Annotated in this window: 12 protein-coding genes; 8 read left to right on the forward strand and 4 right to left on the reverse strand. The window is 36.3% G+C overall.

The annotated features are described in order from the left end of the window. The first annotated feature begins 24 nt into the window (after window positions 1–24). From J1905_RS12610 to J1905_RS12635, 6 genes are all read left to right on the forward strand, one after another. Window positions 25–2,793: an outer membrane beta-barrel protein gene (locus tag J1905_RS12610; protein ID WP_214227614.1), complete on the forward strand. Its 2,769-nt coding sequence runs from the start codon at window positions 25–27 to the stop codon at window positions 2,791–2,793. Between the two features lie 7 nt (window positions 2,794–2,800). Further along, window positions 2,801–3,559: a GLPGLI family protein gene (locus J1905_RS12615; protein ID WP_214227615.1), complete on the forward strand. Its 759-nt coding sequence runs from the start codon at window positions 2,801–2,803 to the stop codon at window positions 3,557–3,559. A gap of 194 nt (window positions 3,560–3,753) precedes the next feature. Then, complete coding sequence (pyrG, locus tag J1905_RS12620; protein WP_214227616.1) at window positions 3,754–5,370, forward strand: CTP synthase; 1,617 nt, start codon at window positions 3,754–3,756, stop codon at window positions 5,368–5,370. 20 nt (window positions 5,371–5,390) lie between these two features. Next, window positions 5,391–7,196: a membrane protein insertase YidC gene (gene yidC / locus J1905_RS12625; protein WP_214227618.1), complete on the forward strand. Its 1,806-nt coding sequence runs from the start codon at window positions 5,391–5,393 to the stop codon at window positions 7,194–7,196. Between the two features lie 213 nt (window positions 7,197–7,409). Next, a complete protein-coding gene (locus J1905_RS12630; protein ID WP_214227619.1) occupies window positions 7,410–10,250 on the forward strand; it encodes an alpha/beta hydrolase family protein in 2,841 nt (946 codons plus the stop codon). A gap of 56 nt (window positions 10,251–10,306) precedes the next feature. After that, window positions 10,307–11,578 carry a spore maturation protein gene (locus J1905_RS12635; RefSeq protein WP_214227620.1) on the forward strand — a complete coding sequence of 424 codons (1,272 nt, stop codon included), beginning with the start codon at window positions 10,307–10,309 and terminating at the stop codon, window positions 11,576–11,578. A gap of 3 nt (window positions 11,579–11,581) precedes the next feature. Here the strand turns inward: J1905_RS12635 and J1905_RS12640 are convergent, their stop codons facing one another. Continuing rightward, a complete protein-coding gene (locus J1905_RS12640) occupies window positions 11,582–11,818 on the reverse strand; it encodes a hypothetical protein (RefSeq protein WP_214227621.1) in 237 nt (78 codons plus the stop codon). A gap of 155 nt (window positions 11,819–11,973) precedes the next feature. On the opposite strand from J1905_RS12640, the gene J1905_RS12645 reads away from it, so the two are divergent. Continuing rightward, the gene (locus J1905_RS12645) at window positions 11,974–12,375 is read left to right on the forward strand and encodes an OsmC family protein (protein ID WP_214227622.1); all 402 of its coding nucleotides are present in this window, start codon (window positions 11,974–11,976) and stop codon (window positions 12,373–12,375) included. Between the two features lie 67 nt (window positions 12,376–12,442). On the opposite strand, the gene J1905_RS12650 is transcribed toward J1905_RS12645, so the two are convergent. Beyond that, complete coding sequence (locus J1905_RS12650; protein ID WP_173092187.1) at window positions 12,443–12,808, reverse strand: response regulator transcription factor; 366 nt, start codon at window positions 12,806–12,808, stop codon at window positions 12,443–12,445. 201 nt (window positions 12,809–13,009) lie between these two features. On the opposite strand from J1905_RS12650, the gene J1905_RS12655 reads away from it, so the two are divergent. After that, complete coding sequence (locus J1905_RS12655; RefSeq protein WP_214227623.1) at window positions 13,010–14,380, forward strand: exonuclease domain-containing protein; 1,371 nt, start codon at window positions 13,010–13,012, stop codon at window positions 14,378–14,380. A gap of 1 nt (window position 14,381) precedes the next feature. Here J1905_RS12655 and J1905_RS12660 read toward each other — a convergent pair whose 3' ends face one another. Then, window positions 14,382–14,852: a YciI family protein gene (locus J1905_RS12660; RefSeq protein WP_214227624.1), complete on the reverse strand. Its 471-nt coding sequence runs from the start codon at window positions 14,850–14,852 to the stop codon at window positions 14,382–14,384. Between the two features lie 61 nt (window positions 14,853–14,913). Further along, window positions 14,914–15,363 carry an META domain-containing protein gene (locus J1905_RS12665; RefSeq protein WP_214227625.1) on the reverse strand — a complete coding sequence of 150 codons (450 nt, stop codon included), beginning with the start codon at window positions 15,361–15,363 and terminating at the stop codon, window positions 14,914–14,916. Window positions 15,364–15,446: the final 83 nt, after the last annotated feature.

Genomic DNA, 15,446 nt, shown 5'->3' on the forward strand with positions numbered 1-15,446 from the left:
TTAATAAATGTTACACGGTAATTTATGCTGAAAAGGTTATCCATTTTCATTTTCCTTACAATATCGTTTCTTGCCGTAAAAGCACAAAAAGCTAATATCAGCGGTCGGGTTATTGATACATTGGAAAAAAGGAATCTAGAGCATAGTTCAGTACTGCTCTTAAGAGCCACCGATTCAGTAATGATTAAAGCAACCAGAACTAATGCAACCGGACAGTTTGAGCTCAGAAATATTACCAAAGGTGACTACAAATTATTGATTACCTTCCCTAAAATGGCCGACTACATTACTAATCTAAGACTTACTGAGACTTCTTCTATAAACCTTGGTGACGTTAAAATGGAGCTTAAATCAAAACTCTTAAGTGAGGTAATTATACAAGCAAAAAGTGCCGTTCGTATGAAAGGTGACACATTGGTATTTCAAGCCGACAGTTTTGCTGTGCGCACCAATGCTAACGTACAAGAGTTGCTAAAACGCTTACCCGGCATTGTTATAGATAAAAATGGCAATATCAAAGCTCAGGGCAAAAATGTAAAGACCGTTTTGGTTGATGGGGATGAATTTTTTGGCGACGACCCGCTCCTGGCTACTAAATATTTAAAAGCTAATGCTGTAGAAGAAGTCCAAGTTTTTGATAAAAAAAGCAAAGCCGCAGAACTCACAGGTATAGATGATGGGGTAAAAAACAAAACCATCAATATTAAACTTAAAGAAAATGCGAAGAACGGCTACCTAGCCTCTTTAGATGCAAACAGGGGCTCTGATAATTTCCGAGACTACGGCGCCATGCTCGGTATTTTTAAGAGCAAACTCAAAGCGGCCGCTTACGGAACACGTTCTAATCTTACCAACGACTCCAAGATTAACCGCTCTATGCGTAAACTTAAGGGCGAGGATTATGATGTAATTGAAGTTGGCGATGATGGTAGTTCAGTAATGTACTCATCGGGAGGAGATGATGATGATGACTACAGCTCCCCTACCAGCGGTTTACCTAACAATACTAATATGGGTGGGCATTTTTCCGATCGGTTTGAAGAAAATAAGATGGGCATAAAGCTTAATTTTAAAGGATTCGATTATAAAAATAAAAACATAAGAACTTCAAAATCTGAAGAACTTCTACCTAATGGCTCCTTATTTTCTAGTTCGGGCAGAAGTGAAGACAGATCAAAAAATACTGGAGAAAGTATGCGAGGTAGCTATAGCTATAATATAGATTCACTTTCTACCTTAAAAATAGCCTTTGGAGCCAAGCAAAACCGAAATCAACTTAACTCTACCAGCGATGATTTCACCCAAGATCAACGAGGTCTATTTATTAGTACAAATAGCCAAACCAATACAGGATCCGGTCATAGTGAGGCCTTTAATGGAAACATCAATTGGTCGAGACGATTTAATAAAAAAGGAAGGACATTATCAATTGATATTCAACCGGAAAACCTCTCCAGCAGAAACACAGAAAACAGCATAAACCGAACAAAGTATTACGACGATAGCGGTCATGAAAATCGTGTTGAAAACACCAACCTAAACAAGAACAACACAAACAAGCAAAATTCAATAGGCACAAGAGTCAGTTACACAGAGCCCTTATCAAAAAGATGGGTATTAGAGGCCGGCTATAGCTTTAAAACCATATCATCAAGTAGTTACAGATTAGTTTCAGACAATAGCACAAACAAAATAGACTCTTTAAGTAATAACTTTAAATTCATCAACTTCTCCAATATCGGCAAAATAGTAACACAATATAAGGTCAAAAACTTCTCCATTTCTACAGGACTGGAGGCAACTCAAACTAATTTTGAGCTTAAAGATTTGGATCAAAAAAGCAACTTTGACCGCAACTATTTAAACCTTGCGCCAAGTACCAATATATTTTATAAAATCGACAACAATAGTAATTTATCAGTCAACTATAACGGCTACATGCAGCAACCCAGTATCAATCAGATACAACCGGTACGTCAGCTCAACAACCCTCTATTTCAAATAGTAGGAAACTCATCATTAAGACCTTCTTTTACCAACAACTTTGGGCTTTCTTACAATAGCTTCCAATTTTCTACTGACCAGTACATATCAGGTTATTTTAGCTATGGATTCACCACCAATGCAATAGTTGATACAGAGATAGTCGATGATTTTAATAAAAGGATATCCAGCTATACCAACCTTAATGGCAATAATTCAATAGCCGGAAATGTATATTATTCAAAAGGCTTTCCTAAAATAAACTTCCGCTACGGAATAGATTTAGGCTTTAACACATCAAACAATCAGACTATTTTAAATTTTACACGAAACAAAACCCGTAACACACAATTTAATTTAAGAACATCCTTCAATTATTACACCCATACACTTGATGTTAGCTATACACCATCTGCCAGTTTTATGTATGGAAAATCATCTATCGGTAGTATTAATGACGGTAAAAGCTTAATACATGACCATGAGTTTTCGGCTACCGTACAACTTCCCTACAAATTTGAGTTTAATACAAGTATGTCACTATCCTTCCGTCCTGCAAACTCATCTTTTAATAAAGATCTAAATGTAGCCATCCTAAATGGCTACCTGGCCACCAAAGTATTAAAAAATGAAGCACTAGAAATTAAACTATCTATAACCGACGCGCTTAATCAAAAAATTGGCTACAATAGATATGTGGGTGGAAACATTAAAAGTGAAAACACGTTTAGCTATATCCCCAGATATATATTATTTGGAATAAACTGGAATTTAAGTGGTAATTTTATTAAGAAATCCAGCGTTAAATAGCTAATAGATGAACAGGCCTATATTTTTTCTTATTTTCTGTATGCTGCCATTTAAGCTGCTTGCCCAACAACTTTTTATTCCCAATGGAAAAATCACATTCGAGAAAAAAGTAAACATGGCCCGTACCTTGGCTAACCTAGGCATTTCTGAAGAAGTTAAAGGAACCATGGCCAAGTACAAAACAAGCAATTGGGATCTCTGTTTTGACCGTACAAGATCTATTTATAAAGCACAAAAAAGAGACGACACTGATGATGATCTAATGTATTTCATCTCGCCCGGCGAATCTACCAACGAGCTATATGCCGATTACGCAAATAAAAACCGCGTATTAAAGAAAAGCATTATGGGTGAAGACTATCTCTTAAAAGATTCGATACCAAATGTAGATTGGAAAATCATGCATGAAGTGCGTACTATTTCAGGATATGAATGCCGAAAAGCTATTGGTCGTATTAATGATACCGTATATGTAATTGCTTTTTATACTGATGAGATCCTTTTAAGAGGTGGCCCTGAAGGATTCAGTGGCTTACCCGGCATGATACTCGGACTTGCCATTCCCCGACTAAACACCACCTGGTTTGCCACAAAAATTGAAGCTTTCACTAATTTCAATAATGAAATTCAACCACCCACAAAAGGAAAAAAAGCGGAAACAGACAAAGAATTAAAGAAATTAATGGAGCTATTTACTCGCTACACTGGCAGCAAAGACCAGAAACCAGAAGAAATCCGTAAAAAGATCTATGGTTTTACCCTTTAATTAGACCGTCTTATATAATTGTTATTCAGCAATTACAAGGCCTATTGTCTATAGAATTTCATTAAAACATTTTTTCCTTTACGAATATTTAAAAAAAGAGCCTTAAAGCTTCGGTTTATTTGCTAACTTTGTATCCCGTACAAAAACAATAAAAACAGCGTCAAAAACTGCTTTTATATCAGAAATTCACAAACATGACTAAGTATATTTTTGTTACGGGCGGTGTTACTTCCTCTTTGGGTAAGGGCATCATCTCCGCTTCATTAGCCAAACTATTACAAGCACGCGGCTACAGTGTAACCATTCAAAAGTTTGACCCGTATATCAACATCGATCCGGGAACTCTAAACCCTTACGAACATGGCGAATGCTATGTTACTGAAGATGGTGCAGAAACAGACCTTGACCTTGGCCACTATGAGCGTTTCTTAAACGTTCCAACCACTCAGGCTAACAACATTACTACTGGTCGTATTTATCAGAATGTAATTAACAAAGAAAGACAAGGTGAGTACCTTGGTAAAACTGTGCAGGTTGTACCTCATATCACAGATGAGATCAAAAAAAACATGCGCATTTTAGGCGAGACCGGTAAATATGATATCGTTATCACTGAATTGGGTGGTACTGTAGGCGATATCGAATCACTTCCATTCATTGAGGCTGTACGTCAGTTTAAATGGGAAGAAGGCGCTAACAACGCCATCGTTATTCACTTGACTCTGGTTCCATTCCTTGCAGCAGCCGGCGAGTTAAAAACCAAGCCTACGCAACACTCTGTTAAAGCTTTATTGGAATACGGAATACAACCAGATATTTTGGTTTGCCGTACCGAGCATCACATTAATCAGGACATCCGTAAAAAAATTGCCTTGTTCTGTAACGTAAATGTTAATGCAGTAATCGAATCTATTGATGCATCATCAATCTATTCAGTTCCTTTGTTAATGATGAAAGAGCAGCTTGACAAAACAGTTTTAACTAAATTAAAACTGGCTCATAAAAACGAACCGGATATGGAAAGCTGGAAAGATTTCCTTGGTCGTTTAAAAAACCCTACTTCAGAAGTAACTATTGGTGTTGTTGGTAAATATGTAGAATTACCAGATGCTTATAAATCTATAACTGAATCTTTTGTTCATGCAGGTGCTAAGAACGAATGTAAAGTTCGTGTTCAATACATCCACTCAGAAGGTGTTTATCCTGATAATGCCAAAGAAAAACTTGGTCATTTAGATGGTTTACTTGTTGCTCCAGGTTTCGGAAGCAGAGGTATTGAAGGGAAAATTGACGCTATTAAATATGTAAGAGAAAACAATGTTCCTTTCTTTGGAATTTGTTTAGGTATGCAATGTTCTGTTATTGAGTACGGTAGGAACGTACTTGGATTACAAAACGCAAACACTACCGAAATTGATGAAAACACTGAGCATCCAGTAATCAATATGATGGAAGATCAGAAAAACATCACTAACAAAGGTGGTACCATGCGTTTAGGTTCATATCCATGTGATCTTAAAAAAGGCACTAAGGCTTTTGCTGCTTACGGAAAACAACACATTACCGAACGTCACAGACATCGTTATGAGTTCAATAACGCTTATTTAAGTCAGTTTGAAGAAGCAGGAATGATTGCTTCAGGTATCAATCCTGACAGTAATCTGGTAGAAATTGTTGAGCTTAAAAACCACCCTTTCTTTGTTGGCGGACAGTTTCACCCGGAATTAAAATCAACAGTTGCTAATCCTCACCCACTTTTTGTTAAATTTGTCGCCGCTGCGATGGAGTTTGCGAAGAAGAAAACAAAATAATACGCGTTTAATTAACAATAATGGATAGAAATACGTTTACAGGATTATTCCTGATCATGATTGTTCTGGCAGGTTCTTTTTACTTTTTCAAGCCAAGTGAGGCTGAAATGAAGAAAGAAAATGAAAGAATTGCTGCTGATTCTATAAAGAAAGCAACAGCTAATAGCACTGCTACTCCTGCTGCAGCTACCGTTGCAGCAATACCAGCTGTTGATTCGGCTGCATTAAAAGGTCCTTTTGGTGGTAACATCGCAGGCACAGTGCAAACCAGCGTTTTAGAAAATGAGAATTTAAAATTAACACTTACCAACAAAGGTGGTAAAATCCTTTCTGCAGAGGTTAAAGGACAAAAAACTTATGCTGGTAAACCGGTAATATTATTTGATGGTGACCAAAACAAATTTGGTTTAAACCTTAACATAGGCGGCAAAATTGTAAGCACCAACGATTTGTACTTTACTGCTTCTAAAAATGGCAACAGCATTAACATGCGTGCTAATTACTCAGGCGATAAATACATTGAGTATGTTTATGATTTAAAACCAAACAGCAATAAAGTTGGTTTCAATATTAACCTAAATGGTTTAAATCAGGTTATTCAAAACAACACAATTACCTTAAACTGGGAAGCTACTTTACTTGAGCAAGAAAAATCAGGTAAAAAAGAGCAGGAACATTCGGCTCCATATTACAAATATGCCGACGAAAATCCTAACCATTTAAGTGTTGCTAAAGATGAGAAAGAAGAATTAAAAGAAGGAAAAATCGAATGGTTCTCTTTCAAACAACACTTCTTCTCGGCAGTACTAATTCCAACAGTGCCTTTTGATAAAGGTGATCTTGAAGTTAAAGTAAGTACACAGCTAGGCCAAATTAAATGGTATGGTGCTAATATGCAACTTACGTTTAACCAATTAGCTGCTCAAAACTATTCAATGGAGTTCTATTTTGGAACCAACAAGTTTTCTACTTTAAAAGCTCAAGGGCATGAATTAGAGAAACAAGTTGATATGGGATACTGGCCATTAAAATACATCAACAGATTTATTGTATTACCTGTATTTAACTTCCTTGAAGGATTTGGCTGGCGCTATGGTTTAATCATCCTTGTGCTTACCATTCTGTTAAAGGTGGCAATGTCTCCGCTAACCTACAAATCATATCTTTCAATGGCTAAGATGAGAATCTTAAAACCTGAAATGGATGAAATTAAAGCAAAAGTAGGTGATGATAATCCAACATTATTACAACAGGAATATTTGAAACTTTACAAACAAGTGGGTGTAAATCCATTAGGTGGCTGTTTACCAATGTTACTGCAGTTACCATTTGTAATGGCGTTCTTCTTCTTCTTCCCTAACTTATTTGAGTTAAGAGGCGAGAGCTTTTTATGGATGAAGGACCTTTCAACATATGATGATTTCATCAAGTTTGGTGTAGACATCCCTATTCTTGGTAATCACTTAAGTTTAATGTGTATCCTGATGACGATTTCTACATTAATCTATACTTACTTTAACAATCAGATTTCTGGTGCAACCGGCCAAATGAAATACATTGGTTACATTATGCCAATCATATTCTTAGGTGTATTAAATAGCTACCCTTCAGGTTTGAACTATTACTACTTCCTAGCCAACATGCTAACTTTTGCTCAACAGTTCATGATTAAATCTATGGTAGATGATGAAAAAATCCATAGAACACTTCAGGAGAATAAAACAAAACCTGTAGCAGAGAAAAAGAAATCAAGATTCAGTGCAAAGTTAGAAGACTACATGCGTCAACAACAACAAGCTCAAATTCAGCAGAAAAAGAACAAATAGTTCTTAACTATATTTTCCAGAAAAAGCCTGCATCAATAATATTGATGCAGGCTTTTTTCATGTAGGTGTTTTCAGAATAGCTCTAAACTCCATAAATTCAAGTCAAAAACACGCTTATTTATGTAAAATTTGATATACAATAGTGATATGTCTTAAAATTTTCTAATTTTTAGGGTTCCAGAACTAAACAGGGATAAAACAACCATTTATATTATGCAGAAATATCTAATTCTCTCTCTCCTATTTTTTACTACAATCAGTTTTGCGCAGAAGAAACCGCTAGACCATTCCGTGTATGATACATGGGAATCTATTGCTTCAAGAAAATTATCAAACAATGGGAACTGGGCAGCACACGGAATCGCTGTTCAAGAGGGGGACGCAAATTTATACCTAACCAACTTACTTACTAATGCAAAAACCAAGGTAAACAGAGCAGAAAGCGCACAGTTTAGTGCCGATTCGAAATTTGCTGCTTTTGCAATTAAACCGTTTTACTCTGCCATAAGACAAGCCAAAATTAAAAAGAAAAAACCCGAAGAGATGCCTAAGGACTCACTGGGAATAGCCAACTTAACCAATCTGGCAATTGTGAAAGTTGCTCGTGTAAAATCGTTCAAACTACCTGAAAATGGTTTAGCCCTACTCGCCTATCAATTAGAAAAACCAGTAGATACCTCTAAAAAAGCTACTGTTACCGGCAACGACAAAAAGGATAACGATTCGGGATTCTTTGCGGATGAGGACTCCACAAAAAAAGATGATAAAGAAGGATCTGATCTTGTTTTCAGAAACCTGACAACCGGCACAGAGCGTACTTTTAAATATGTAAGTGAATATATTTTTAGTAAAGATGGCAAACAGCTTGTTTTCGCTTGTACAGGTTCAAAAAAAGATAAATCTGCACAAACAGGAGTTTTCTTGTTAAACACAGATAAAGGCACACTTAAAACATTAGTTAGCGGAAAAGGAAGCTTCAAAAACTTTGTTTTTGATGATGAAAGTGAATCTCTAGCATTTCTTGGTGAAAGAAGTCCTGAAAAAGCTGAAATTAAAGATTATTTCATTTACTATAATTCGCCATCATTAGATACTGCTCAAATTTTGGTAGACAATGAAATACCGGGCATCCCTGCAAAATGGGCCGTTAGTGGCGATGGAAAATTGAACTTTAACAAAGAGGGCACAAAACTATTTTTCGGTATTGCTCCTATCAAAAAACCAAAAGACACCACACTTATCGATTTTGAACATGCAAAACTTGATGTATGGAGCTATAAAGATGATTACTTACAGCCAATGCAGCTAAAAAATGCTGACAAAGAATCTAAGAGAACTTATTTAACCTCTATTGAGATATTTAACAGCGATGTAAAAGTAGTGCCTTTAACAGATACAAAACTTCCCGAAGCGAAGTTGATTGATGAAGGTAACTCGAACTTTGTATTGGCATCAACAGATTTTGGGAATAGAATCCAGGCTCAGTGGTCTGGAAACGCGATAAAGGATTATTACTTGGTTGATACAAAAACGGGAACCAGGAAAAAGATCATTGCTGGCTTGATGGGTAACGCAACAGCATCTCCATCAGGGAAATATGTACTTTATTTCGACAAAAAGGCATCTAACTGGTACACTTATAACATTTTAACAACCAAAGTTACGCATTTAAATAACGGTCTTAATGTGAAATTAGTTGATGAGGAAAATGATGTACCAGATCAACCCGATGCATACGGCGTTGCTGCTTGGACTGAGGAGGACAAAGCTGTTCTATTGTACGACAGATATGATATTTGGGAATTTTCTCCAGATGGAAAAGGTGCACCGCAAAACATTACCAATGGTTATGGTAGACAAAACAACATTACTTTCCGCTATCAAAAATTAGATTCTAACAGTCGTTTTTTAAGTAAAAGAGAAGTAGTCCTTCTTGATGCTTTTAATAACACAACTAAAGAAAATGGCTATTACAGAAAAAATATTGGCGACAATAAAAGTCCTGAACTTGTTGTAATGGCTAAATTTAAACATTCAAACTTAAGTAAAGCCAGAGGCGAAGAGCGCTATATTTACGACAAAGCGAACTATACCAACTCTCCTAATGTGTTTGTGTCAACTGATATGAAAACGGAGGTTAAATTAAGTAATACCAATCCACAGCAACAAAACTACAACTGGGGAACTGCAGAGCTGGTTAACTGGACAACGCCTAAGGGTTTCAAATCTGATGGAATCTTGTATAAACCAGAAGATTTTGACCCTGCTAAGAAATATCCTATGATCGTATATTTCTACGAGAAATTATCAGATGGATTATATACCTATCAAGCACCTGCTCCAACTCCATCGAGATTAAATATCTCTTATTTTGTAAGTAATGGCTACCTGGTTTTTGCACCCGATATTAGCTATGAAAATGGTTATCCTGGTAAATCTGCCGAAGAGTTTATCAATTCAGGTGTAGAGTTTTTAAAGAAAAATTCTTGGGTAGATGGTAGTAAAATTGGAATTCAGGGACAAAGTTGGGGTGGCTATCAAGTTGCTCACCTAATTACAAAAACCAATATGTATGCTGCCGCATGGGCAGGTGCTCCTGTAGTAAATATGACTTCGGCTTACGGTGGTATGCGTTGGGAAAGTGGTATGAACAGACAGTTCCAGTACGAAAAAACTCAAAGCAGAATTGGCGCTACTTTATGGGAAAAACCAGAATTATACATCGAAAACTCTCCTTTATTTGCCTTACCTAAAGTAACTACTCCTGTAGTAATTATGGCCAACGATGCCGATGGAGCCGTGCCATGGTACCAAGGAATTGAAATGTTTACAGGTCTAAGAAGATTGGGCAAACCAGTATGGATGTTAAATTACAATAACGAAGCACACAATCTGGTAAAGCGTCAGAATAGAAAAGACATCCAAATACGTGAACAACAGTTTTTTGATTACTATTTAAAAGGTGCTAAAGCTCCTGCATGGATGACTCAAGGTATACCTGCAACCGAAAAGGGTAAAACATGGGGTTTTGAACTTACTGATGAAAAGCCTTAGGGATATATTATTTTAAATCCATACATTAACATCGTTAAACAAACTATCCCTAATTAATGGCATTAAGCAGAATCTGGTCAGGCTTTATTATTGTAGCTATTGTTGTAGCCTCTATAAAATGTTTCTTTTTTGGACAATCTGATATATTTAACTGGATGGTCATTGGCAAAGCCAGTGACCCTGCAAACCCCTTAAAGCTAGATGGCATTATCGAAACTTGTTGGGTTTCGGTAGAGTTATGTCTTAAATTGATTGGTATTCTGGCTTTATTTATCGGACTTATGAGCATTGCTGAAAAAGCCGGGGGTATTCGTTTGTTATCGCGTATAGTTGGGCCTTTCTTTTCCAAGCTATTTCCGGATATACCAAAAGGACACCCATCTATGGGTCATATGATCATGAACTTTTCAGCTAATTTATTAGGATTAGATAATGCAGCTACTCCTTTTGGCCTAAAAGCTATGGAAAGTTTGCAGGAACTAAACCCAAGTAAAGACACGGCCTCGAATGCACAGATCATGTTTTTATGTCTACATGCGGCAGGTTTAAACTTAATTCCGGTTAGTGTTATTGCTATAAGAGCTTCTCAAAATGCATCTAATCCTACAGATATTTTTATCCCTTGTCTTATTGTAACCTTTGTGGGTACAATAGCTGCAATGTTAATTGTTTCTTTCAAACAAAAAATCAACCTTTTACAACCGGTAGTAATCGGATGGATTTTGAGTCTTTCTTTCATCATTTCCTTGTTGGTTTTATACATCACCTCACTTAACGCTGAGGGTATAAAATCATTTTCAGGTATTTTGAGCAATGGGTTAATACTATTGGTCTTTCTACTGATCGTACTTGGAGGGATATATAAAAAGATTGATGTTTTCGATGCCTTTGTTGAGGGTGCAAAAAATGGTTTTGATACCGCTGTAAAAATCATTCCTTACCTTGTTGGGATGCTGGTTGCCATAAGCCTGCTTCGTACCAGTGGCACATTTGACGTTGTAATTGGCGGAATCAAAAGCTTTTTTGCTTTTTTAGGGGCTGATACTAGATTTGTTGAAGGCTTACCTACAGCTTTGATAAGACCTTTAAGTGGTGGCGCCGCAAGAGGGATGATGGTAAGCACTATGGAAACATATGGCCCAGATTCATTTGCCAGCAGGCTTTCTGGAATATTCCAGGGTGCATCCGACACTACATTCTATGTAATTGCAGTTTATTTTGGCTCTGTGAGCATTAAAAACACTCGTTATGCCATTGGCGCTATGCTATTGGCAGATCTAGTTGGTGTATGTACGGCAATTGGCTTAGCCTATTTGTTTTTTGGATAAATTCTAAGTAGGCTCAACTGAGGTTATTCTACTGATGATCTGCTCTAATACTGTGGGTTCAACACTAGTATGCTTAGATGACCTCCAAGTTGAGGTTGAATCTAACCATACGCAAAACGAATGATAGCCATCTACAATTACAGCGTAGGTTTCGTGGAAATCATCCTGTATACGCATACAGAATCCATTGATTGGCTTGCCCTGAACATCGAATCTGAAATTTAAATAGCTACTTAACATACTGTTATTTGGTTAGTTACACATATAACAAATTAAGTTATAATATGTTTCTCCTATTTTAAGTCCCTGCTATATTATTGTTAAATCTGTATGTTTATTTTAGGAATGTGAATACTTAAATTTAATTGTAGCTTTATCCGCACAACACATAAAACATGGCAGATACTCAAATTACCGCAATTACAGAGCTAGACAGATCTCATTATAAAACTAAAGTTTACGCAGGAGGCCATTTCATCTATTCTGACGAGCCTGAAAGCATTGGCGGAACAGATGAAGGCATGACACCAGGTGCGTTGCTCTTGGCTAGCCTAGGCAGCTGTACAGCCATTACAGTCAGAATGTATGCCGATCGTAAACAATACAACCTTGATGGAATAAAAGTAGAACTGGCAATTTGTGATGAAAAGGACATGAATAAAGAAACTACCATCACTAGAAAAATTGAACTGATTGGTTCGTTAACAGACGAAGAGCGCCAGCGTTTGATGCAGATTGCAGATAAATGCCCTATTCATAAAATCCTGAGTAATCCGATAAAAATTGAAACACACTAATTTGGTATAACGATACTATATAGAATTTAGTACTATCTATACATTAATTAGTACAGTAAAGAAATAGTTAAGCTGCAAATTGTGCTTTTACTTTTTTAACTAAACTATCAATATCAAATGGCTTCGAAAGGAAGTCATTTGGTGAATCCGGTAATTTTAAAACACTCTGAAGATTGTGGCTTGCAGAGATCATAACAACCGGAATACTTTTAAATAAAGAGTGGTTTTTTATGGCTTTACAAATATCTCTGCCATCTATTCCGCCTAGCATTACGTCTAACAATATCAGATCAGGTCTCATTGATGAGATTACGTTTAATACATTTCTTCCACTCGTTAAAGTAGAAACTTCAAAACCTTCACTTTCCAATACAATCTTAATAATTTCAACTATATCGCTATCGTCGTCAACTGCTAGTATCTTTCTTGACATTACATTAACTGTTTTAGGTTAATTATAAGCTATTTATATGCCATACTTTTCATTCTTATTAATTAACTGTTAAAAGAGTGATATGAGACACTTTTTGTTGGCACTTATTTATACCAACAAAATTTTTCACTAAATACCAATAGTTTTATTTATTACTAATTTTTTTAGCATATTTACATTTTATAAAAGTTCATAAAAATCATGCTTTACGCTGTAGTAGATATAGAAACAACTGGAGGTTTTGCCTCAGGAAATGGAATCACCGAGATTTCAATTCTTATTCATGATGGGGTTTCTGTGGTAGATACTTTTGAAACGCTAATTAAACCCGCGCAGGAGATTCCTGAATATATTCAGGCACTAACCGGTATCAGCAATGAGATGGTGATGGATGCGCCTTTATTTGAGGATGTAGCGGAAAAAATATATGAACTACTGCACGATAAAACATTTGTAGCGCATAATGTAAATTTCGATTATTCTTTTGTTAAGCATCAACTATCGCTTGCAGGTTATGAGCTGCTGTGCAATAAACTTTGTACCGTAAGGCTTAGTCGTAAATTGTTGCCAGGGCACCGCTCCTATAGCCTAGGTAAATTATGTAGTGCTTTAGGAATTGAGCTAAACAACAGGCACCGTGCAGGTGGAGATGCTGCTGCTACCGCAATTTTACTGGGTATATTGTTAGAAGCTGATTCAGAAGGCATCATCAAACAATCACTTAGTAAAATTTCAAAAGAGCAGGCCTTACCTCCTAATTTACCCAAATCAGAAGTAGATAAACTGCCATTGAGTCCTGGTGTGTACTATTTTAAGGATCAAAAAGGAAAGGTTATATATATTGGGAAAGCTAAAAGCTTGAAAAAACGGGTTTGCTCTCATTTTACAGGTAATAGCACAACCAAACAACGTCAGGATTTTCTTAAAGATATTTACAGCGTCGACTTTGAGATTTGCGGTACCGAACTGATGGCTTTTATACTGGAGGCTTCTGAAATCAAAAAGTTATGGCCAGAAAATAACAGGGCATTAAAGCGTTTTGAACAGAAGTATAGCTTATTTGCTTTCGAGGATCAGAAGGGATATATAAGATTAGGTATCGATAAGTTTAAAAAGAATACGCCTGTTTTATATAGTTTCAATACCATTTTAGAAGGTCATAATCTCTTAAAAGCATTAATAAAAGAGCATTTATTGTGCGAAAAACTATGTTTTATTCAGAAAAACAGGCAATGCTGCACCGCTCATGAAGAGGGCAAATGCGCAGGAGCTTGTTTAGGTAAAGAGTCAGCAGCGGCTTATAATGTGCGGGTTAAATATGCAATAGATGATTTGAAGTTGATGTTACCCACTTTTGCAGTTATTGATAAAGGCAGAACAGAAGATGAGCAAAGCTGTCTGCTTGTAGAACAGGGCAAATTTTATGGTATGGGATACATTTCCCACTATACCGATATTAATGAACCTGAGCAGCTCAAATCGGCGTTACAGCCATATCCATCTAATGATTATATACTCCATATGATAATGGCTCATACCGAACAGTTCCCTCAAAAGAAAATAGCCATTTAAGCTAGTGGCTTTTCTTTTCTATTTTACCATGAATTTTAACGGTTTCCTTTAATGCTGCAGAGCCATACCATGGGTAGTATTCGGCAGTCATCACTTTTCTGAAAATAACAGGATCTGTTTCTACGAGTTTTTGCGCTTCTTCGGTAGTTTCAACATCGAAAATAAAAATACCACGATAGGCATTCTCATTTTTACCCAAAGGACCGGCAACAATCAGCTTCCCTTCTTTAACAAGTCGACCTATATTAGCCATATGGCCTTTAAAAATAGTATCCAACGATACTTTTGGTAAATCTTTAGCTGCCCCTGTTTTTAAAATCACAAGAACGTATTTCTTCATTCCATAATCATCAGCACCGAGTTCTTTAGCGAGTTTCTCGTCGTAATTTTTATTTACTTCCTGAGCCTTGGTATGATAAGAAATAAACAGGGCACAGATAAGCGCAACGATGATTGTAGATTTCCTTTTCATATTGATGTGATTTGTATTTTTTTGGGAAGGTTATAAACCCATATAGCCTTCCCAAAAAATGTTATTTCTTTGTAAAACGCATTAAAGCAAGATCACCTTGTGATAAAGTTAAAACGTTGTCCTTCACTTCGTAACTATCTACTTTTTTAAGCATATCTAAAAAGCGCTTTTCTCCTTCGCCTTCGCAAAATCTCATTGTCATAGCACCTGGTTCAGAAATACTTAATTTATTTCCACTAATGGTTACTTTACTGCCAAATACATTACAGCTTGTATTACCATTCATTTCGCCCGCAACTTTACCAAAACTAATGCTTGGTTTTGTATCAGGGTATAAACCATTAAAGGCTATTCTTACTCCTGTAATATAGTTTAGTTCCCAAGAACCCGTTAGCTGAGCAGCTGACTTATCCACTGATGTTTTTTCTGTGTTTTTTTTCATCATGTTACAAGATGACAATGCTCCTAAAGAGGAAAGCGCAATTAGCGCAATAAAGATTGGCTTATTCATAAAGCTAGAATTAAATGTTTTTTATATGTAGTTAGTAATTCCATAAATTAATATGGTTAAGCGCAAAAGTATACATTGAATTT

It is taken from the genome of Pedobacter sp. B4-66, assembly GCF_018492665.1.
Taxonomy (GTDB): Bacteria; Bacteroidota; Bacteroidia; order Sphingobacteriales; family Sphingobacteriaceae; genus Pedobacter.